17 protein-coding genes and 8 tRNA genes are annotated in these 19,655 nt (G+C 59.5%); 15 read left to right on the top strand and 10 right to left on the bottom strand.

The features are described 5' to 3' along the window. Window positions 1–6: 6 nt before the first annotated feature. On the top strand, window positions 7–1,107 hold the full coding sequence (gene thiO / locus F8N62_RS10510) for a glycine oxidase ThiO (protein WP_150710901.1): 1,101 nt from the start codon (window positions 7–9) through the stop codon (window positions 1,105–1,107). A 103-nt stretch (window positions 1,108–1,210) separates the two neighbouring features. On the opposite strand, the gene F8N62_RS10505 is transcribed toward thiO, so the two are convergent. The 4 genes from F8N62_RS10505 to F8N62_RS10490 all read right to left on the bottom strand — a co-directional run bounded on the left by F8N62_RS10505 (window position 1,211) and on the right by F8N62_RS10490 (window position 5,503). Next, the gene (locus F8N62_RS10505) at window positions 1,211–2,548 is read right to left on the bottom strand and encodes a sigma-54-dependent transcriptional regulator (RefSeq protein WP_150710900.1); all 1,338 of its coding nucleotides are present in this window, start codon (window positions 2,546–2,548) and stop codon (window positions 1,211–1,213) included. Then, window positions 2,545–4,134, bottom strand: a complete 1,590-nt coding sequence (locus F8N62_RS10500) for a sensor histidine kinase (protein ID WP_150710899.1) — start codon at window positions 4,132–4,134, stop codon at window positions 2,545–2,547. The genes F8N62_RS10505 and F8N62_RS10500 overlap by 4 nt, the downstream gene beginning before the upstream one ends. Continuing rightward, window positions 4,124–4,357 (bottom strand): PP0621 family protein, encoded by a 234-nt coding sequence (locus tag F8N62_RS10495; protein WP_150710898.1) that lies wholly within the window; start codon window positions 4,355–4,357, stop codon window positions 4,124–4,126. The genes F8N62_RS10500 and F8N62_RS10495 overlap by 11 nt, the downstream gene beginning before the upstream one ends. A 123-nt stretch (window positions 4,358–4,480) precedes the next feature. Continuing rightward, on the bottom strand, window positions 4,481–5,503 hold the full coding sequence (locus F8N62_RS10490) for an outer membrane protein assembly factor BamD (protein WP_150710897.1): 1,023 nt from the start codon (window positions 5,501–5,503) through the stop codon (window positions 4,481–4,483). Window positions 5,504–5,654: 151 nt separating this feature from the next. Here F8N62_RS10490 and rluD point away from each other — a divergent pair, with 151 nt between their 5' ends. From rluD to F8N62_RS10435, 11 genes are all read left to right on the top strand, one after another. Continuing rightward, on the top strand, window positions 5,655–6,617 hold the full coding sequence (rluD, locus tag F8N62_RS10485; RefSeq protein ID WP_007942311.1) for a 23S rRNA pseudouridine(1911/1915/1917) synthase RluD: 963 nt from the start codon (window positions 5,655–5,657) through the stop codon (window positions 6,615–6,617). Next, on the top strand, window positions 6,614–7,339 hold the full coding sequence (gene pgeF / locus F8N62_RS10480) for a peptidoglycan editing factor PgeF (protein ID WP_150710896.1): 726 nt from the start codon (window positions 6,614–6,616) through the stop codon (window positions 7,337–7,339). Before rluD ends, pgeF begins: the two co-directional genes overlap by 4 nt. Window positions 7,340–7,469: 130 nt before the next feature. After that, complete coding sequence (gene clpB, locus F8N62_RS10475; RefSeq protein ID WP_150710895.1) at window positions 7,470–10,034, top strand: ATP-dependent chaperone ClpB; 2,565 nt, start codon at window positions 7,470–7,472, stop codon at window positions 10,032–10,034. Window positions 10,035–10,424: 390 nt separating this feature from the next. Continuing rightward, window positions 10,425–10,500, top strand: a tRNA-Asn gene (locus F8N62_RS10470). Between the two features lie 9 nt (window positions 10,501–10,509). Continuing rightward, window positions 10,510–10,586: transfer RNA gene (locus F8N62_RS10465), tRNA-Pro, on the top strand. Between the two features lie 5 nt (window positions 10,587–10,591). Then, window positions 10,592–10,667 (top strand) — tRNA-Lys (locus F8N62_RS10460). A gap of 96 nt (window positions 10,668–10,763) precedes the next feature. Further along, window positions 10,764–10,840, top strand: a tRNA-Pro gene (locus F8N62_RS10455). A 5-nt stretch (window positions 10,841–10,845) separates the two neighbouring features. After that, a tRNA-Lys gene (locus F8N62_RS10450) sits at window positions 10,846–10,921 on the top strand. A gap of 96 nt (window positions 10,922–11,017) precedes the next feature. Then, window positions 11,018–11,094 (top strand) — tRNA-Pro (locus tag F8N62_RS10445). Between the two features lie 5 nt (window positions 11,095–11,099). Next, window positions 11,100–11,175 (top strand) — tRNA-Lys (locus F8N62_RS10440). A 96-nt stretch (window positions 11,176–11,271) separates the two neighbouring features. Further along, window positions 11,272–11,348, top strand: a tRNA-Pro gene (locus tag F8N62_RS10435). 128 nt (window positions 11,349–11,476) lie between these two features. Here F8N62_RS10435 and F8N62_RS10430 read toward each other — a convergent pair. The 5 genes from F8N62_RS10430 to F8N62_RS10410 form a co-directional block, all read right to left on the bottom strand. Continuing rightward, window positions 11,477–11,875, bottom strand: a complete 399-nt coding sequence (locus F8N62_RS10430; RefSeq protein WP_150710894.1) for an EF-hand domain-containing protein — start codon at window positions 11,873–11,875, stop codon at window positions 11,477–11,479. A 341-nt stretch (window positions 11,876–12,216) separates the two neighbouring features. After that, window positions 12,217–13,515, bottom strand: a complete 1,299-nt coding sequence (locus F8N62_RS10425) for an NAD(P)/FAD-dependent oxidoreductase (protein ID WP_150710893.1) — start codon at window positions 13,513–13,515, stop codon at window positions 12,217–12,219. 60 nt (window positions 13,516–13,575) lie between these two features. Then, window positions 13,576–13,749 (bottom strand): DUF3094 domain-containing protein, encoded by a 174-nt coding sequence (locus F8N62_RS10420; protein WP_060543358.1) that lies wholly within the window; start codon window positions 13,747–13,749, stop codon window positions 13,576–13,578. Between the two features lie 42 nt (window positions 13,750–13,791). Next, a complete protein-coding gene (locus tag F8N62_RS10415) occupies window positions 13,792–14,331 on the bottom strand; it encodes an MOSC domain-containing protein (protein ID WP_150710892.1) in 540 nt (179 codons plus the stop codon). Further along, window positions 14,328–14,954, bottom strand: a complete 627-nt coding sequence (locus F8N62_RS10410) for a DUF1780 domain-containing protein (protein WP_150710891.1) — start codon at window positions 14,952–14,954, stop codon at window positions 14,328–14,330. Before F8N62_RS10410 ends, F8N62_RS10415 begins: the two co-directional genes overlap by 4 nt. Window positions 14,955–15,186: 232 nt before the next feature. On the opposite strand from F8N62_RS10410, the gene F8N62_RS10405 reads away from it, so the two are divergent. From F8N62_RS10405 to F8N62_RS10395, 3 genes are read left to right on the top strand one after another with little or no spacing between them, the layout of a single operon-like run. Then, window positions 15,187–16,551 carry an aromatic acid/H+ symport family MFS transporter gene (locus F8N62_RS10405; RefSeq protein ID WP_150710890.1) on the top strand — a complete coding sequence of 455 codons (1,365 nt, stop codon included), beginning with the start codon at window positions 15,187–15,189 and terminating at the stop codon, window positions 16,549–16,551. Next, entirely contained in the window at window positions 16,548–17,753 is a 1,206-nt protein-coding gene (locus tag F8N62_RS10400) for a benzoate/H(+) symporter BenE family transporter (protein WP_150710889.1), read from the top strand. The genes F8N62_RS10405 and F8N62_RS10400 overlap by 4 nt, the downstream gene beginning before the upstream one ends. Window positions 17,754–17,769: 16 nt before the next feature. Next, the gene (locus tag F8N62_RS10395) at window positions 17,770–19,038 is read left to right on the top strand and encodes an OprD family porin (protein WP_150710888.1); all 1,269 of its coding nucleotides are present in this window, start codon (window positions 17,770–17,772) and stop codon (window positions 19,036–19,038) included. 8 nt (window positions 19,039–19,046) lie between these two features. Here F8N62_RS10395 and F8N62_RS10390 read toward each other — a convergent pair whose 3' ends face one another. Beyond that, a complete protein-coding gene (locus F8N62_RS10390; RefSeq protein ID WP_150710887.1) occupies window positions 19,047–19,283 on the bottom strand; it encodes a DUF2790 domain-containing protein in 237 nt (78 codons plus the stop codon). Between the last annotated feature and the right edge of the window lie 372 nt (window positions 19,284–19,655).

Raw genomic sequence — 19,655 nt, 5'->3', positions numbered from 1 at the left:
CAGAACATGAGCCTGCAACAGCAAGTGGTGATAGTCGGCGGCGGTGTGATTGGCCTGCTGACAGCGTTCAATCTCGCGTCCGAAGTACAGAGCGTTGTGCTGCTGGACCGTGCGAACGTCGGTCAGGAATCGTCATGGGCCGGTGGCGGCATCGTTTCACCGCTCTACCCATGGCGTTACAGCCCGGCGGTCACTGCGCTGGCCCACTGGTCCCAAGACTTTTATCCACAGCTCGGCGAGCGCCTGTTCGCCGCGACCGGGGTTGATCCCGAAGTCCACACCACCGGCCTGTACTGGCTGGATCTGGAGGATGAGGCCGAAGCGCTGGCGTGGGCCGAGCGTGAAAACCGTCCGTTGCGGGCTGTGGATATCTCGGCGGCGCACGATGCCGTGCCTGTTTTGGGCTCTGGTTTTTCCCGGGCGATCTACATGGCTGACGTGGCCAATGTGCGCAATCCGCGGTTGGTGAAGTCCCTCAAGGCTGCTCTGCTGGCGTTGCCGAATGTGACCCTGCATGAACAATGTGAAGTCAGTGGTTTTGTTCGCGAAGGCGATAAGGTTGTCGGTGTGCAGACGCCGACGGGGGTTATCCGCGGTGATCAGGTGGTGCTGACTGCGGGCGCCTGGAGCGGCGATTTACTGAAAGGCCTGGGGCTGGAATTGCCGGTCGAGCCGGTAAAAGGGCAGATGATTCTCTACAAGTGCGCGGCGGATTTCCTGCCGAGCATGGTGCTCGCGAAGGGGCGATACGCGATTCCTCGCCGGGACGGACACATTCTGATTGGCAGCACGCTGGAGCATGAGGGCTTCGACAAGACGCCGACCGATTCTGCGCTGGAGAGCCTGAAGGCATCTGCGGTGGAATTGATTCCGGCGCTGGCGGAGGCCGAAGTGGTCGGGCACTGGGCCGGCCTGCGACCGGGTTCGCCGGAAGGCATTCCGTATATTGGCCGGGTGCCGGGGTTTGAGGGGCTGTGGCTCAACTGCGGGCATTACCGTAACGGCCTGGTGTTGGCGCCGGCGTCGTGTCAGTTGTTTGCGGATGTGTTGCTGGGCAGGGCGCCGATCATTGATCCGGCGCCGTATGCACCGGCCGGGCGGCTCTGACCGTTAGATGCTGGGTGCCCGCCGGATCGCTATCGCGAGCAGGCTCGCTCCCACAGAGTTCACACTAAACCTTGTGGGAGCGAGCCTGCTCGCGAAGAGGGCTTCAATCCAACCCGAATTTCTTCAGCCGGTACCGCATCGAGCGAAACGACAAATTCAACCGCTGAGCCGCCGCCGTGCGGTTCCAGCGGGTTTCTTCCAGCGCCTGGAGGATGAGTTTGCGTTCGATGTTGTCCAGATAATCTTCCAGGTTGTCGATCTGCGTCAGGTCCGGCACGCCACTGTCGGCGGAGCAGTTGCCTTCGGCCAGTCGCAGGTCACTGGCTTCGATTTGATGGTTGTCGCACAGCGTGTGAGCCCGTTCGAGCATGTTCTCCAGTTCCCGTACATTGCCCGGGAAACGGTAGCTTTTCAGCGCTTCAAGGGCTTGCGAGTGGAGTGTCGTGGCGGGCTGGCCGCTGCCGGCTGCCAGACGCTGGAGGACATGACCGGCCAATGACTCAATGTCGTCACGGCGCTCGCGCAGGGGTGGCACCCGAAGTTCGATGACGTTGAGCCGGTAATACAAATCCTGACGAAAACGTTCGGCGGCGACTTCGCCGTCGAGGTCTTTGTGGGTCGCGCAGAGGATGCGCACGTCGACCACGGTTTCCTGTTGCCCGCCAACACTGCGAACGGCTTTTTCCTGAATCGCCCGCAACAGCTTGACCTGCATCGCCAGCGGCAAATCCGCCACTTCATCGAGAAACAGCGTGCCGCCATGGGCCGCCTGGAACAGTCCGGGTTTGTCTTCGATGGCGCCGGTGAAGCTGCCTTTGCGATGGCCGAAAAATTCGCTCTCCATCAGTTCTGAAGGGATGGCCCCGCAGTTCACCGGGACAAACGGCTGATGGGCGCGCGAGCCTTGCTCGTGGATCAGCCGGGCCACCAACTCTTTGCCGCTACCGGACTCTCCGCTGATGTACACCGGCGCCTGACTGCGGGCGAGCTTGTCGATCTGCTTGCGCAAACTGCGCATGGGCAACGAGTCGCCCAGCAACAGACGATCAGTGGTGCCGCCCGGCGCGGGCATACGCAGCGCGCTGGTGACCAGTTCGCGCAGGCGGGCGAGGTCCACCGGTTTGGTCAGGAAATCGAACGCGCCGGCCTTGAGCGCATTGATTGCGGTGTCGAGGCTGCCATAGGCCGTGATCATGGCGACGGGCACTTGGGCGTAGCGTTGCTGGATATGTTGCACGAGTTCCAGACCGGTGCCGTCGGGCAGGCGCATGTCGGTCAGGCACAAATCGAACGTCTCGCGCTTCAACAGGGCCTGCGCTTCGGCAATATTGCGGGCGCTGAAGGTGTCGAGTTTCATCCGTCCCAGAGTGATTTCCAGGAGTTCGCGGATATCCGGTTCGTCGTCGACGATCAGAACTTTTTGCCGTGAGCTGTTGTTCAAACGTGTTTCCGTCCGTGAGCGAAGGTGATGCGAAAGCAACCGCCGTCTTGGCGTGGCTTGAAGTCTAGGCGGGCCTGATTGCTTTCGCACAGCTCACGGGACAGATAAAGCCCCAGCCCCGTTCCTTGGGCGCTGGTGGTAAAAAACGGTTCGAACAAATGCACCTGCTGATCCGGCGCCACACCGGGGCCATCGTCCAGCACCTCGATGATGGGCAGTTGGCTGTCGGGGTCGATAAATAAATCGAGCCAGACCTGCGCCTGATCGTGGATCTGAGCGCTATGGCGCCAGGCGTTTCGCAACAGATTGTCGAGAATCTGCGTCAGTTGGTTCGGGTCCATCAGGGTGTTGAAGTTGCCTGATCCAATGCGCAGATGAATCTGCTGGCGCTCGATTGCCGCTTCCCGAACGTCGGCGACGAACTGTTCCAGCCACGGCTTCAGATCGAGCCGTTGCGGTACGGTTTGCTGGCGGCGGGACAGTTGCAGGACGTTTTCGATAACCCGATTCATGCGCTGAGAGTGATTTTGAATAATCTGGGTCAGACGGCGATCCGCGCCGTTCAGTTCCTCGGATTCCTGCAATAGCTGGGCGGCATGACTAATGGCGCCCAACGGGTTGCGTATCTCGTGGGCGATGCCGGCGGTCAGGCGACCCAGGGCCGCGAGCTTGAGTTGCTGGGCCTGCTGGGCGATTTGCGCAAGGTCTTCGAGGAAGACCAGGGTCTGGCGGTGGGTGCTTTGGTCCAGGGCAATGAAGCTGGGCTGCAGTTCCAGCCCACTGCCGCTGATTTTCAGGCTTTGGGGGCGCAGCGTCGGGTTGTTCAGCCACAATTGCAGGCGCTCGACCAGGGCGGGCGAGCAGTCGTCGATCCGTTGGCCTTCCAGCGTGTCCTGGCCCAGCAGGGCGAACGCGCTGTGGTTCGCCAGTTGCACCCGCCGCTGGTCGTCGAGCACCAGAATGCCGGTGCGCATGCGCTGCAAGATCAGCGCATTAAGGGCCTCTAGACTCACCACTTCGCTGGCCCGTTGCTCGGCGAGGGTCTCGCTGACTTCCAGGCGCTGGATCAGGCCTTGCACCAGCAATGCCGCGGCAAAGCACAGGGCGCCGAGCGTGCCGACTTGCAGGTAATCGTTAGGGCTGGCGGCATGGCTGAAGCTCAGGAGAAAGCTCAGCCCGACGATGCCAAGTGAAGCGACGGCGGCGATCAGCAGGCCGATGCGCCTGCGCAACAAGGCATTACTGATGGCAACCGAGACGATCAGCAGATTGCCGATGGCGCTGGCGACACCCCCTGCGGCGTAAAACAGGACGCACAGCAGCAGGACGTCAATCAATGCCAGGCTGAACAACTGCGCCGGGCGGCGGGTGTTTTCGCGGAACACCACCAATAAAAGGTTCAGCACCAGATACAGCCAGCTGCCACCGCGCAACAGGTCGTCGTTGGTGAACGTCAGCAACTGATTGTCGAGGTTGCTGGAGATCAGCAGCACCAGGGTGATGCCGACACTCAAGCGGTAGAAATGATAGAGGCGCAGCAGTCGCTGGGCCTGTTTTCTGCCGGGACTGGAGGTCTCAGCGATCACTGGAGCCCGGGCCTTGCTCAAGGTGAGCCTGGCTGCAATACCACTGTTGTTGAAGGTTCAGCGCGCGGTCGCGGGGCAGGTGTACGCCGCAATGGGCGCAACGAACCATGGGTGCCGATTCGGGTTCGGCAGAGGATTTGGGCGCGGAGGCCTGCCCCTTGAACTTGCGCCACAACCATACCGCGGCGGCAATCAGGGCGATCCAGAACAATAAACGAAGCATGGCGAGCTGCTTTATGACGAGTGATTCAGCAGTTTAGCCAAGGACATGACGGGAGCACAGCGTAATAAATCGCGGAAATAAAAAGGGAGACGCAAGCGTCTCCCTTTTGCACAACCCAAGGTGTCAGTCGAACACGCCGAAGGTCATGTAGCTGAACCACGAACGGTCGCTGTTGTTGCCTTCCGCTTCGTGTTCCTCTTCTTCGATCACGTCGCCATTTTCGTCTTTAGGCTTGAGATCGCTCGGGATTGCGTCCTTGGCGTCCTGGAATTGCTTCTGCACGTCCTGGTTGGCGCGGGTTTCGCCCGGCGGCAGCGGCGGACGGGACTCGATCAGGCCCAGGGTAGCCTTGCTCAGCCACGAACGGTTGTCGGCTTCATCCACCGACGGCACGAACTGACCGTCCACCAGGCTTGGGTGGTTCGGGTAGTTGAGCTTCAGGGTTTCGAGGCTGGTGTTGGCCAGTTCGTCCAGGTGCAGACGCTGGTACGCCTCGGTCATCACCGCCAGGCCGTCAGCGACTGCCGGTGTTTCCTGGAAGTTTTCCACCACGTAACGACCACGGTTCGCGGCAGCGACGTAAGCCTGACGCGTCAGGTAGTAGTCGGCGACGTGAATCTCGTAGGCCGCCAGCAGGTTGCGCAGATAAATCATGCGCTGCTTGGCGTCCGGCGAGTAGCGGCTGTTCGGGAAGCGGCTGGTCAGCTGGGCGAACTCGTTGTAAGAGTCGCGGGCAGCGCCCGGGTCACGCTTGGTCATGTCCAGCGGCAGGAAACGCGACAGCAGGCCCACGTCCTGGTCGAAGGAGGTCAGACCCTTGAGGTAGTACGCGTAATCCACGTTCGGATGCTGTGGGTGCAAACGAATGAATCGCTCGGCAGCAGACTTCGCAGCCTCAGGCTCGGTGTTCTTGTAGTTGGCGTAGATGAGCTCGAGTTGAGCCTGATCAGCGTAGCGACCGAACGGATAACGCGACTCCAGTGCCTTCAGCTTGGCTGTGGCAGCGGTGTAGCTATTGTTGTCCAGATCTTGCTGAGCCTGCTGGTACAGCTCGACTTCGCTAAGGTTTTCGTCTACGACTTCCTTCGATGAGCAAGCAGCGGTCAATGCGAGGATGGCGATCAGCAGCAGGTGTTTCACTTGCATGGCGGCTTGCGTCCCTATGACGGCCGCTGTCTTGGGCGGGGCCGTCCTGTTATGATGAGCGCCCCGTTGAATAGCCTCGGGGCAAAAGACGCCGTATTTAACCACAAGCGCGCAGCCGAAACCAAAGGCTGTGCCGACGCCTAGTCCGAGCATGTCCGATAAAATTGAACTTCGCGCAGAGGTGCCGTCCGAATTGGGCGGCCAACGCCTCGATCAAGTCGCCGCACAATTATTCGCTGAGCACTCGCGCTCGCGCCTTTCCGCCTGGATCAAAGACGGCCGCCTGACTGTGGATGGGGCGGTAATCCGCCCGCGAGACATCGTTCACGGTGGCGCCATTCTTGAGCTGACTGCCGAGCAGGAAGCTCAGGGCGAATGGATCGCTCAGGACATCGAGCTGGACATCGTCTATGAAGATGACGACATCCTGGTGATCAACAAGCCTGCGGGCCTGGTGGTGCACCCGGCTGCCGGTCACGCTGATGGCACCTTGCTCAACGCCTTGCTGCACCACGTGCCGGACATTATTAATGTGCCCCGCGCCGGTATCGTGCATCGCCTGGACAAGGACACCACCGGTCTGATGGTGGTGGCCAAGACCATTCAGGCCCAGACGCAGCTGGTAACACAGTTGCAGAGCCGCAGCGTCAGCCGGATCTACGAATGCATCGTGATCGGTGTGGTGACGGCGGGCGGCAAGATCAACGCGCCCATCGGTCGTCACGGCCAGCAACGCCAGCGCATGGCCGTGATGGAAGGTGGCAAGCAAGCCGTCAGCCATTACCGCGTGCTCGAGCGTTTCCGCTCGCACACTCATGTGCGGGTCAAGCTGGAAACCGGTCGTACGCACCAGATTCGTGTGCACATGGCTCACATCAACTACCCGTTGGTCGGAGACCCTGCCTACGGCGGTCGCTTCCGCATTCCACCGGCGGCCAGTGTGACCATGGTCGAATCGTTGAAGGCGTTCCCGCGCCAGGCCCTGCATGCGCGGTTCCTGGAGCTGGATCATCCGACCACCGGTAAACGCATGAGCTGGGAATCGCCATTGCCGGACGATTTCGTCTGGTTGCTGACCCTGCTCAAGCAAGACCGCGAGGCGTTCATCGGATGAGTGACTGGCTGATTCCCGACTGGCCTGCGCCTGCCGGGGTGAAAGCCTGCGTCACCACCCGTTCGGGCGGCGTCAGTCTGGCGCCGTTCGACAGCCTCAACCTCGGCGATCACGTCGATGACAGCCCTGAGGCTGTTGCCGAAAATCGTCGGCGTCTTAACGATCATTTTTTTATTCAACCGGCTTGGTTACAGCAGGTTCACGGCATTGCCGTGGCTCACGCGGACCCGGGCGTGACAGCGACCGCTGATGCCAGTTGGACCGCGACACCGGGCATTGCCTGTGCGGCGATGACCGCCGATTGTTTGCCTGCCCTGTTTTGCGACCGTGCCGGCACGCGCGTCGCGGCCGCTCATGCCGGTTGGCGCGGGTTAGCGTCGGGTGTGCTGGAAGCGACCCTCGATACGCTGGCCGTACCGCCCGAAGAGGTGCTGGTGTGGCTCGGCCCGGCCATTGGCCCGCAAGCCTTTGAAGTCGGCCCGGAAGTGCGGGAAACCTTCGTCGAGCAATTGCCCGAAGCTGCCAAAGCCTTCGCGCCCAGCCAAAACGCCGGCAAGTTCCTGGCTGACATCTATGAGCTGGCGCGTTTGCGCCTGGCGGCTCGCGGTGTCACCGCTGTTTACGGTGGCGGTTTCTGTACCGTGACCGATCCTCGATTCTTTTCTTACCGCCGCAGCCCTCGCACCGGTCGGTTCGCCTCCCTGGTCTGGCTGGAACGCTAGACTCTCCTGATCTGCATCAACGTCATGACGCTTGAAACTCCCAGAATCGACCACATCTTATGAGGTATCTGGCAGGTTTCTTCATTCAGGATGTTTTATAGGTCCGGCCTGCTCAAAAGGAAGGTGACCCATGCGTATAGACCGTTTAACCAGCAAATTACAGTTAGCTCTATCCGACGCCCAATCGCTGGCCGTCGGCCTTGACCATCCCGGCATCGAGCCGGCGCACTTGATGCAAGCCATGCTTGAACAGCAGGGTGGTTCGATCAAACCCCTGTTGATGCAGGTCGGTTTTGACGTCAACAGCCTGCGTAAAGAGCTGACCAAAGAGCTCGACCAGCTGCCAAAAATCCAGAACCCGACCGGCGACGTCAACATGGCGCAGGATTTGGCGCGCCTGCTCAATCAGGCGGATCGACTGGCCCAGCAGAAAGGCGATCAGTTCATCTCCAGCGAACTGGTGTTGCTCGCCGCCATGGACGAGAACAGCAAGCTCGGCAAATTGTTGCTCGGCCAGGGCGTGAGCAAGAAAGCCCTGGAAAACGCGATCAACAACCTGCGCGGTGGCGAAGCCGTCAACGACGCCAACCACGAAGAGTCGCGTCAGGCGCTGGATAAATACACTGTCGACCTGACCAAGCGCGCCGAAGACGGCAAGCTCGATCCGGTGATCGGCAGGGACGACGAAATTCGCCGGACCATTCAGGTGCTGCAACGCCGCACCAAGAACAACCCGGTACTGATCGGTGAACCTGGCGTCGGTAAAACCGCGATCGCCGAAGGTCTGGCCCAACGCATCATCAACGGCGAAGTGCCGGATGGCCTGAAAGGCAAACGCCTGTTGTCCCTCGACATGGGGGCGTTGATTGCTGGTGCCAAATACCGTGGCGAGTTCGAAGAACGCCTGAAATCCCTGCTCAACGAACTGTCGAAGCAGGAAGGGCAGATCATTCTGTTCATCGATGAACTGCACACCATGGTCGGCGCCGGTAAAGGCGAAGGCTCGATGGATGCGGGCAACATGCTCAAGCCCGCACTGGCTCGCGGCGAGTTGCATTGCGTCGGCGCGACCACGCTCAACGAGTACCGCCAATATATAGAGAAGGATGCGGCCCTCGAACGGCGCTTCCAGAAAGTGTTGGTGGACGAACCGAGCGAAGAAGACACCATCGCCATTCTGCGTGGCCTGAAAGAACGCTATGAAGTTCACCACAAAGTGGCGATCACCGACGGCGCGATCATCGCGGCGGCCAAGCTCAGCCACCGCTACATTACCGATCGTCAGTTGCCGGACAAGGCCATCGACCTGATCGACGAAGCCGCCAGCCGTATCCGCATGGAGATCGACTCCAAGCCGGAAGTGCTCGACCGTCTGGAGCGTCGTCTGATTCAGCTGAAGGTGGAATCCCAGGCGCTGAAAAAAGAAAGCGACGAAGCGGCGATGAAGCGTCTGGAAAAACTCCAGGAAGAAATCGCTCGGCTCGAACGTGAGTATTCGGACCTCGAAGAAATCTGGAACGCGGAGAAAGCCGAAGTTCAGGGCTCTGCGCAGATCCAGCAGAAAATCGAGCAGTCCCGTCAGGAACTGGAAGCCGCCCGCCGTAAAGGCGACTTGAACCGCATGGCCGAGCTGCAATACGGGGTGATTCCGGACCTGGAGCGCAGCCTGCAAATGGTCGACCAGCACGGCAAAAGTGAAAACCAGTTGCTGCGCAGCAAGGTGACCGAGGAAGAAATTGCTGAAGTCGTGTCGAAGTGGACCGGCATTCCCGTGTCGAAAATGCTCGAAGGCGAGCGCGACAAGCTGATGAAGATGGAAAGCCTGTTGCACCAACGCGTGATCGGCCAGGACGAAGCGGTGATCGCCGTTTCCAACGCGGTGCGTCGCTCGCGGGCCGGGTTGTCCGACCCGAATCGTCCGAGCGGTTCGTTCATGTTCCTCGGCCCGACCGGTGTCGGTAAAACCGAGCTGTGCAAGGCACTGGCCGAGTTCCTCTTTGATACCGAAGAGGCGATGGTGCGGATCGATATGTCCGAGTTCATGGAGAAACATTCCGTGGCCCGACTGATTGGCGCGCCACCAGGCTACGTAGGTTATGAAGAAGGCGGTTACCTGACCGAGGCGGTGCGTCGCAAGCCTTATTCGGTGATCCTGCTGGATGAGGTCGAGAAGGCCCACCCGGATGTGTTCAACATCTTGCTGCAAGTGCTGGAAGATGGCCGCCTGACGGACAGTCATGGTCGCACCGTGGATTTCAAAAACACGGTCATCGTCATGACCTCCAACCTGGGTTCGGTTCAGATCCAGGAACTGGTCGGTGATCGTGAGGCTCAGCGTGCAGCGGTGATGGATGCGATTTCCACGCACTTCCGGCCGGAGTTCATCAACCGGGTCGACGAAGTGGTGATCTTCGAGCCACTGGCGCGGGATCAGATCGCGGGCATCACTGAGATCCAGTTGGGTCGTCTGCGCAGTCGTTTGACTGAGCGCGAGCTGAAACTGGAACTCAGCCCTGAGGCCATGGACAAGCTGATTGCGGTGGGTTACGACCCGGTCTATGGCGCACGGCCGCTGAAACGAGCGATCCAGCGCTGGATCGAAAACCCGCTGGCGCAGCTGATTCTTTCGGGTCGGTTCATGGCGGGCGATATCGCCAAAGGCACCGTGGTCAACGACGAAATCGTCTTCGTCTGATGCACTTTTACTACGGTAGGAGCGAGCTCGCTCGCGATGGACGTCAACGATAACGCACGCTGTCTGGATGAACGCGTTGTTCCGGCTTTTTTCGCGAGCAAGCTCGCTCCTGCAAGAGGCCCCGCATCGCGGGGCCTTTTTTTCGTCAGGTTGTTGAACTGAAAGGAAAAGGCTTGTAAAGTGCGCCCCGCAGTAAGTCACCCGGAAGGGTTTCTGCTCCCCAAGCAGGAATCTGAAATAAGTTGCAAATCATTAACTTGAATGCAATTTAAAGGGTTGACAGAGGTGCTTAAGATTGTAGAATAGCGCGCCTCAGACACACGAACGCAGCGATGCGAACGGGTCGAAGAGGTGAAGCAAGCTTCACAGTTGTAAATTGAAATATGTAGTTCCGTGATAGCTCAGTCGGTAGAGCAAATGACTGTTAATCATTGGGTCCCAGGTTCGAGTCCTGGTCACGGAGCCAATTTCAAACCGGGGTATAGCGCAGTCCGGTAGCGCGCCTGCTTTGGGAGCAGGATGTCAGGAGTTCGAATCCCCTTACCCCGACCATTTTTGGGTCGTTAGCTCAGTTGGTAGAGCAGTTGGCTTTTAACCAATTGGTCGTAGGTTCGAATCCCACACGACCCACCATTTTTGAAACCAGTTAACGCTGGGATCAGATCTTAAGATCAGAGGCCAAAAGCACTGATCGAAGAAGGCGACTTGCAAAGGTCGCCTTTTTTTTACCGGGGTATAGCGCAGTCCGGTAGCGCGCCTGCTTTGGGAGCAGGATGTCAGGAGTTCGAATCCCCTTACCCCGACCATTTTTGGGTCGTTAGCTCAGTTGGTAGAGCAGTTGGCTTTTAACCAATTGGTCGTAGGTTCGAATCCCACACGACCCACCATTTTTGAAACCAGTTAACGCTGGGATCAGATCTTAAGATCAGAGGCCAAAAGCACTGATCGAAGAAGGCGACTTGCAAAGGTCGCCTTTTTTTTACCGGGGTATAGCGCAGTCCGGTAGCGCGCCTGCTTTGGGAGCAGGATGTCAGGAGTTCGAATCCCCTTACCCCGACCATTTTTGGGTCGTTAGCTCAGTTGGTAGAGCAGTTGGCTTTTAACCAATTGGTCGTAGGTTCGAATCCCACACGACCCACCATTTTTGAAACCAGTTAACGCTGGGATCAGATCTTAAGATCAGAGGCCAAAAGCACTGATCGAAGAAGGCGACTTGCAAAGGTCGCCTTTTTTTTACCGGGGTATAGCGCAGTCCGGTAGCGCGCCTGCTTTGGGAGCAGGATGTCAGGAGTTCGAATCCCCTTACCCCGACCATATTAAAAATCCTCGCATCGAAAGATGCGGGGATTTTTTTTGCCTGTCAAAAACCGCTTTTACGTTTGCGCCAGACGAAAAAAAACCGCGCCTCTCGATGAGAGAAGCGCGGCCTGATGCGCGGAAGCTTAGGCGCCGTCTTGGTCTTTCAAGTGCTCGAACAGGCCTTTTGGCATTTTCTTGCCGTTGGCTTCGTAGTTGGCCTTCACGTTATCGAATGCCTCTTGCTCGTCGATGAAGCCGTCATGGTTAGTGTCGATCTTGTCGAAATTGGACTTCGGCGCGACTTTCACAAATTCGGCGCGGGACACTTTGCCGTCACCGTCGGTATCGGTTTTTGCCATCGAGGCATCGCCGCACTTGCCTTCGCCACATTTGCCTTCAGGGGTTTTCACCACCGTTTCGGCCGAGGCCAACAGGTAACCCTGAGTCAGAGGCTGCGAAGCGAATACGGAGCCAGTCAACATCATGCCACCGGCCAGGACAGCGCCAAGCAAACCGATAGTGTTTTTAGTGGTACGGGACATTTGAATCTCCTGGGTTGCACGACACAACCGTTCGATAAAGGACGCCACGTAAGTGCGGCGATAACCGGAGCGGGCGGGGTGCCTTGCTCGGATGTGGCCATTTAAAGGGTGGGGTGTATCGCTACTGTGTCGCGCAAGGGGGGAGTTTGTAAGCGAAGGGAAGGAATCGCGGGGTAGATACAGTGGGACACACAAGGGTTTGCAGGTTTGGACCGAGTCGCCAGCATCGCGGGCAAGCCACGCTCCCACAGGGCTCTGCGTCGTGCGCAAATGTGCGTACCACACAAGATCCTGTGGGAGCGGGCTTGCCCGCGATGAGGCGCTAGCTGACGCTAAAAACTTTAGTGAAGTTTGAGTCGTGGCTCGGTTCCGCGCCCGATCTTGCTGCCGAGCATCAACATTGCCGTGCGAAACGCGCCATACAGCGCCATCTGGTGCATGCGGTACAGCGACACATAAAACATCCGCGCCAGCCAGCCTTCGAGCATGACGCTGCCGGTCAGGTTGCCCATCAAGTTACCCACAGCCGAAAAACGCGACAGCGAAATCAGCGAGCCGTAATCGGTGTACTTGTACACAGGCAACGGCTTGTTTTCGATCCGCAGCTTCAGCGATTTGGCCAGCAGCGAGGCCTGCTGATGCGCCGCCTGCGCGCGCGGCGGCACATTGCGGTCAGTGCCCGGCTGCGGGCAGGCCGCGCAGTCACCGAAGGCGAAGATGTTTTCGTCGCGGGTGGTTTGCAGGGTCGGCAGCACTTGCAGCTGATTGATGCGATTGGTTTCCAGACCATCAATGTCCTTGAGGAAACCCGGCGCACGAATTCCGGCCGCCCAGACTTTGAGGCTGGCATTGATCACTTTGCCATCGGCGGTGATCAGGCTGTCGGCGGTCACTTCACTGACCGCCGCATTGGTCATGACGTTGACCCCGAGTTTCTCCAGGGTTTTATGCACAGGTCCGCCGATGCGCTCTGGCAGGGCGGGCAGCACTCGTGGGCCAGCCTCGATCAGGGTGATGTGCATGTTTTCCGGTTTGATCCGGTCCAGACCATAAGCGGCCAGCTCGTGTGCCGCGTTGTGCAGTTCGGCGGCCAGTTCTACACCGGTGGCACCGGCACCGACGATAGCGACGCTGATCTGTTCCACCACATCCGTCTGCCCGGCGTGCGCGCGCAGGTAATGGTTGAGCAATTGCTGATGGAAGCGCTCGGCCTGCTTGCGGGTGTCGAGGAACAGGCAATGCTGCGCCGCGCCCTGGGTACCGAAATCGTTGGTGGTGCTGCCGACCGCGATCACCAAGGTGTCGTAACGCACTTCGCGCGCCGGCACCAGTTCCAGTCCAGCCTCGTCATACGTGGCTGCCAGCTGGATTTTTTTCTGGCTGCGATCGAGCCCGCTCATGCGCCCCAGCTGGAACTCGAAGTGGTTCCATTTCGCCTGGGCAACATAGTTGAGTTCGTCTTCGGAAGAGTTCAGGGAGCCGGCCGCCACTTCGTGCAACAGCGGTTTCCAGATGTGGGTCAGGTTCGCGTCGACCAGCATGACGCTGGCTGTGCCGCGTTTTCCCAGAGTCTTACCCAGACGGGTAGCCAACTCCAGACCGCCGGCGCCGCCGCCAACGATGACAATACGATGAGTCATGGGGATATCTCGCAAGGCTAAAAGAAATCGGTGCAGTCAACCGAGCGAGCGCGAAGCAGCTCATAGCGTCAGGTAACTGATAAATCGGCTCAACAGGCCCAGGCCAATGGTCACTGCCAACACCAGCACCAGGAGCATCCACGGCCGGAAAGGCCGGCGCTCGACTCGGTGCTGGGACAGGTGCAGGTACTCTTCGACATGCTTTTGGTCGTCGGGGTTCAGGCGGCTGGTCATATCGGGCCTCGTCAGGGGTAGACGTTGCTGAATGTGGAGACGCTACACGCGGTTTGCATCCCGTATGAACGGAGCATAGCCGCTCTCTGGAATCGGCTCGATGCTGACCGTATCGTCCAGGCGGATGATGCCACTTTGTAACACTCGGGCGGTGATTCCGCCATGGCCGCGCACGGCCTGAAACGTGCCCGGGCCGAGGCTGTTTTGCAGGCGCGCGCAGGGCTGGCACCAACCGGTGGTTTCGAAAATCGCCTGGCCGATTTTGAAGCGACGACCCTTGAGGCTGAACAGGTTGATACCGCTTATAACGAGGTTGCGGCGCAAATCTTCAGGGCGAATCGGCTTGTCTTGCGGGCGGCCCATCAGCGAACTGATCACCGCCAGATGCTCCCATTGAATCAACGTCACTTGCCGCGCATTGCGCACGCCGGGGCGGGCGCGATCACCGGTCAAACCGGCCTCAAGGCGCGCTTCCACGGCCTCCAGTTCGATCATCGGCACGTGAGGCTGCGGGCGCACACCGATCCAGCGCACGCGGCCGATCTGCGGGACTTCAGCGATCAATTCCTGCAACGGGCTCACAGGCTGATACCGACGTCGAAGACGATGCTGCGCCCAAGGTTACTGCGCAGAAAATCCGGTGCATCCGGATGAGCGAACAGCACCCGGGCGAAGGTCGGGCCGACCAGCGACAAGGAACGCCAGCCCTGACGCAGGTATTCAGTGGGTGGCGGGAAATGGCTGTTGAGGTCGAGCACTTCGCGCTTGAGGCTGGCGAAGGCGATGATGTCCAGCTCGCCCAGGTCCATGCCGCGTTCTTTGTAGTTGTGGGCTTTTTTACGCAAGGTCGGCGCCAGTCTCAGCAGGAATTCGTTGGCCGGAATGCGCCTGGGTTTGGCCTCCCGGCGCACCAGCGAACTCAGGGAAAACGCACTGCGCCGCCGTTGCAGCTCGTCGCGCCATTCATCATTGAGCCGCCGGCCTTCGTCGAGCACAAAGAACACTTCGAAATTCGCGTCGCGAAACAACACGTCAGGCGGCTCTCCGGCGGGGGCGAACTCGTCGATGCGGTAGGGAATGTTCAGGCCTTGCAACAGGCGCTGGCACACCCAACGCTCTCGCTCCCATTTGCGGGCATTGGAAAGGAACGCGTTGGCTTGCTCGGCCGCAATGGTCAGCAGGCGTAAGTAATCAGAGTCATCCATAGGCCCAAGCTTAGCGTTCAAATGCGTTCGCAAAGAAGACAGTTTGTCGGAGGGGGCAACGGTCTTTCAAAAAGCACCTTCATTCCATGCCCGGTTCAGGGCCTTGCACAAAACGGATAGCGATCTGCGCGCAGCGGATATTGCCTCGCGTCCGGCGGCATTACCCTCGGCTTTACGGGACGTTAGCCGCTTTTGCGATGCTCCGACAAAACAACAACAAGAGATAAATGCCATGCGCAAAATTGACGTACATGAGGTTATCGACAACGCACGATTCAATCGCTTCCACTGGATGGTGCTGTTCTGGTGTGCCTTGATCATCATCTTCGACGGTTACGATCTGGTGATTTACGGCGTGGTGCTGCCGATGCTGATGAAAGAGTGGGGGCTCAGTCCCTTGCAGGCTGGTGCACTGGGCAGTTACGCCTTGTTCGGGATGATGTTCGGCGCGCTGTTTTTCGGCCCGCTCTCGGACAGGATCGGCCGCAAGAAAGCCATTACCATCTGCGTGATGCTCTTCAGCGGTTTTACCGTGCTCAATGGTTTCGCGCGTAACCCCACGGAGTTCGGGATTTGTCGCTTCATCGCCGGCCTGGGTATCGGCGGGGTGATGCCCAACGTCGTGGCTTTGATGAACGAGTACGCGCCGAAGAAAATCCGCAGCACGCTGGTGGCGATCATGTTCAGCGGCTACTCGGTGGGCGGGATGCTCTCGGCGGGGCTGGGGATCGTGCTGATCCCGAGCTTCGGTTGGCAGTCGGTGTTTTACGTCGCGGCGCTGCCGTTGCTGTTGTTGCCGCTGATCATGTATTTCCTGCCGGAGTCGGTGGGTTTCATGCTGCGTCAGGGACGCAACGAAGAGGCACGCAACATTCTGCAGCGGGTCGATCCGGCGTACGTCGCGCAAACCAGCGATCAGCTCGATATGAGCGAAGTGAAGGGTACCGGCACTCCGGTGTTGCAACTGTTTCGAGAGGGCCGGGCGCTGCGCACATTGATGCTATGGCTGGCGTTTTTCTGCTGCTTGCTGATGGTCTACGCGCTGAGTTCGTGGCTGCCGAAATTGATGGCCAACGCCGGTTACAGCCTGGGCTCGAGCCTGTCGTTCCTGTTGGTGCTCAATTTTGGCGCGATTTTCGGCGCGGTCGGCGGTGGCGTGCTGGGCGACAAACTCAACCTGCCGCGGGTGTTGGCGGTGTTTTTCGCCGTGTCGGCCGTGTCGATCACCTTGCTCGGCTTCAACAGCCCGATGCCGCTGTTGTACCTGCTGATCGCCATCGCCGGTGCCACCACCATCGGCTCGCAGATTCTGCTGTACGCCTGCGCCGCGCAGTTCTACTCCATGACCATTCGCTCAACCGGTTTGGGCTGGGCCTCGGGCATTGGCCGCAACGGCGCAATCGTCGGACCGCTGCTGGGCGGCGCCTTGCTCGGGATCAGTCTGCCGCTGCAGCTCAACTTCATGGCGTTTGCCTTGCCCGGAGCGGTGGCCGCGATTGCCATGACCGTGTTTGCCATCAGCAATCGCCGCAGCACCCGGCACGCACAGTCTCTGCGCCACGGTTCGCCTGACGGGGCGGTCGGCGACGCGTCATGAACACCTTGCTGCGGGATTTTTCCCTGTCGGCGGCCGTCGCCGGATTTATCGCCACGGTGATTTCCTACGCCGGCCCGCTGGTGATTATTTTCCAAGCGGCCGAGACCGCACACCTCTCCCGGGAAGTGCTGTCTTCGTGGGTCTGGGCGATTTCCATCGGCAGCGCCGTACTCGGCATCGGTTTGAGCCTGCGATACCGCGTGCCGGTGATCATCGCGTGGTCGGCGCCGGGCTCGGCGTTGCTGGTGGCGCTGTTGCCAGGGATCTCGATGCCGGAGGCGGTGGGCGCGTACCTGGTCAGCAGCCTGATCATTTTCCTGGTGGGAGTCTCGGGGGCGTTTGACCGGATCATCAGCAAACTGCCCGCGGCCATTGCGGCGGCGATGCTGGCGGGGATCCTGTTCAGCTTCGGCACCGGGTTGTTCGTCTCGTTGCAGGGCAAGCCGATGCTGGTGCTGGCGATGTTCGTCACGTACCTGATCTGCAAACGGCTGATGCCGCGTTATGCGGTGTTGATGGTGTTGCTGGTGGGCTGCTCGATAGCCTTCCTTGCCGGCGATCTGCACACCGAAGCGCTGGTGATCGGGCTGGCCACGCCGGTGTGGATCACGCCCGAATTCACCTTGAGCGCGACGCTGAACATCGCGTTGCCGCTGGTGATGGTGGCGCTGACCGGTCAGTTCGTTCCGGGAATGGCGGTGCTGCGCGCCAGCGGTTATGCAACGCCGGCCGGTCCGATCATCGCCAGTAGCGCCTTGGGCACGGCACTGTTGGCGCCGTTCGGGTGCCACGGGCTGAATCTGGCGGCGATCACCGCCGCCATTTGTACCGGTCGCGAGGCTCATGAAAATCCTCACAAGCGCTATGTCGCCGGCGTTGTCGGCGGGCTCTGTTACCTGGTGCTGGGGATTTTCGGCGCCACCCTGGTTTCGTTGTTTTCGGCGTTCCCCAAAGAACTGATCGCGGCGCTGGCGGGGCTGGCGTTGTTCGCCGCGATTGCCGGAGCACTGGCGGGCGCAATGGCGGTCCCGAGTGATCGCGAAGCGGCGCTGGTGACCTTTCTGACCACGGCGTCGGGCATGTCGCTGTTCGGTTTGTCCGCCGCCTTTTGGGGGCTGATTTTCGGCATGGTCACCCACCTGTTGTTAAACGCCCGTCGCCAAAGCGCGACGGCTGAAGCACTTCCAACTGTCGATCAATAAAAACAAGAGAATAACGATGAAACAGATTCTTCCAACAACCGGTTCCGTGTTGTCCATGGCGGTCGCCTCGAGTTTCTCCGCCGGCGCGATGGCGGCCGAGGGCGGCTTCATCGAAGACACTACGGCCACCTTGCAAGCACGCAATTATTACTTCAGCCGGGACTTCTCCGACATTGTCGGCGCCAACCAACAGTCGAAGGCTGAAGAGTGGGCGCAGGGCTTCATTCTCAACGTCAAATCCGGTTACACCCAAGGACCCGTGGGGTTTGGCGTAGACGTGATCGGCCTGCTCGGCCTCAAGCTCGACAGCAGTCCGGACCGGGTCAATACCGGCTTGTTGCCGGTCAAAGACGACGGGCGCGCAGCGAATGATTACAGCCGGATCGAGGCGGCCTTGAAGGTGCGTTACTCGAAAACCGAGCTGAAAGTCGGTGAGTTGCAACCCAATCTGCCGGTGTTGGCGTTCAGCGATATCCGCCTGCTACCGCCGAGCTATCAGGGCGCGAGCATCAGTTCGAATGAGATCAATGGCCTGACGCTACAGGGTGGCCACTTGAACACGACCAGCCTGCGTAACGAGGCCGGGGACGAGAAAATGCAGGCCATGCTCGGTCATGTGCCGCAGCGTCAGGTCAGCAGTGACGGCTTCAATTTTGCCGGTGCCGATTATGCTTTCAACGATAAGCGCAGTTCCGTCAGCGCCTGGGTCGGGCAACTGGAAGATATCTACAATCAGCGTTTTCTTGGGCTCAAGCACAGTCAGCCCATGGGCGACTGGGTACTGGGTGCCAACCTTGGCTATTACGATTCGCGCGAAGATGGCAAAAAACTTCTGGGTAACATCGATAACCAGGCGTTCTTTTCCCTGTTGTCGGCCAAGCGTGGTGGCCATACCTTTTATGTCGGGTATCAGGGGATGTTTGGTGACAGCGCGTTTCCGCGGGTCTTTGCCAATATCTCGCCGCTGGGCAACGAGGTGCCGACCTACGAGTTCGCCTACACCGACGAGCGTTCGTGGCAGGCGCGTTATGACTATGACTTCGCCGCGTTAGGCGTGCCGGGGTTGACCAGTACCGTGCGTTACATTTCCGGTAATAACGTCGACACCGGGCAAGGGTTCGAGGGCAAGGATCGCGAGCGTGATCTTGACCTTGGTTACGTGGTGCAGAGCGGCAGCCTCAAAGGCCTTGGCGTGCGTGTGCGCAATGTGATGGCGCGCTCGAACTACCGCAGTGACATCGATGAGAATCGGCTGATTTTGAGCTATACGTGGACGCTGTTGTGAGGGCGTGATCAGAGATCACAATTGCCCATGACCTGATACGTCACGCGTTGGGTCTGACCCTGATGATCGATGTAGACCATGGTTGCGGGCACGACTTCGCAGGCTGTCGGGGTGTCGGTGATGGAGACGACTTTGGCGATGTCCAGCGGGTGCGCCGGGTCGTATGGGGTGGCGGCGGGTTCGTTGGTGGCGGCCATGGCTGAGGTGGCGATCAGGGTTAAAAGCAGGGTGGTCAGGGTTTTCATGTTGGGTTATCCGGGTTGGTTTTGTTGTGTGAATTTTAGTCCTTGGGTGCGTTGGATAAAGGGGGCTGGGGCTGATTCAGCGTTGCAGGGGGTGTAACAATCGCTCGCTCGCTCGCTCGTTGGTTGTTTGGGGTGTGTGTATATCCATTTCTTCGGTTATGGCTGCTATTGGTTTCGCCCTTACGGCGAGTCACTTTTGAAAAGCGCAAAAGTAACCCAAACGCTCTTGCCCCACCACTCGGCACCTCGCTCTGGCTCGGTGTGCCCTCACTCCGGCATTGCTCCGCGGGTCGCCGCGAAGGGCCATCCCTGGCCCAGCGCGGCTAAACCGGCATCCTTGCCGGTTTCCCCGCTGCGCAATGCCTGCGTTCG

The sequence above is a fragment of the Pseudomonas fluorescens genome, from assembly GCF_902497785.1.
In the GTDB taxonomy this organism is placed as follows: Bacteria; Pseudomonadota; Gammaproteobacteria; order Pseudomonadales; family Pseudomonadaceae; genus Aquipseudomonas; species Aquipseudomonas fluorescens_BO.
This window is presented reverse-complemented; position numbering and strand designations above follow the sequence as displayed.

Excerpts from the sequence above, each read along its gene's own strand:
- F8N62_RS10490 (WP_150710897.1), bottom strand. The coding sequence starts at position 5,503 with ATGCAAGTGAAACACCTGCTGCTGATCGCCATCCTCGCATTGACCGCT.
- F8N62_RS10425 (WP_150710893.1), bottom strand. The coding sequence starts at position 13,515 with ATGACTCATCGTATTGTCATCGTTGGCGGCGGCGCCGGCGGTCTGGAG.
- thiO (WP_150710901.1), top strand. The coding sequence starts at position 7 with ATGAGCCTGCAACAGCAAGTGGTGATAGTCGGCGGCGGTGTGATTGGC.
- pgeF (WP_150710896.1), top strand. The coding sequence starts at position 6,614 with ATGAGTGACTGGCTGATTCCCGACTGGCCTGCGCCTGCCGGGGTGAAA.
- F8N62_RS10420 (WP_060543358.1), bottom strand. The coding sequence starts at position 13,749 with ATGACCAGCCGCCTGAACCCCGACGACCAAAAGCATGTCGAAGAGTAC.
- clpB (WP_150710895.1), top strand. The coding sequence starts at position 7,470 with ATGCGTATAGACCGTTTAACCAGCAAATTACAGTTAGCTCTATCCGAC.
- F8N62_RS10390 (WP_150710887.1), bottom strand. The coding sequence starts at position 19,283 with ATGAAAACCCTGACCACCCTGCTTTTAACCCTGATCGCCACCTCAGCC.
- F8N62_RS10400 (WP_150710889.1), top strand. The coding sequence starts at position 16,548 with ATGAACACCTTGCTGCGGGATTTTTCCCTGTCGGCGGCCGTCGCCGGA.
- F8N62_RS10405 (WP_150710890.1), top strand. The coding sequence starts at position 15,187 with ATGCGCAAAATTGACGTACATGAGGTTATCGACAACGCACGATTCAAT.
- F8N62_RS10430 (WP_150710894.1), bottom strand. The coding sequence starts at position 11,875 with ATGTCCCGTACCACTAAAAACACTATCGGTTTGCTTGGCGCTGTCCTG.
- rluD (WP_007942311.1), top strand. The coding sequence starts at position 5,655 with ATGTCCGATAAAATTGAACTTCGCGCAGAGGTGCCGTCCGAATTGGGC.
- F8N62_RS10495 (WP_150710898.1), bottom strand. The coding sequence starts at position 4,357 with ATGCTTCGTTTATTGTTCTGGATCGCCCTGATTGCCGCCGCGGTATGG.
- F8N62_RS10410 (WP_150710891.1), bottom strand. The coding sequence starts at position 14,954 with ATGGATGACTCTGATTACTTACGCCTGCTGACCATTGCGGCCGAGCAA.
- F8N62_RS10395 (WP_150710888.1), top strand. The coding sequence starts at position 17,770 with ATGAAACAGATTCTTCCAACAACCGGTTCCGTGTTGTCCATGGCGGTC.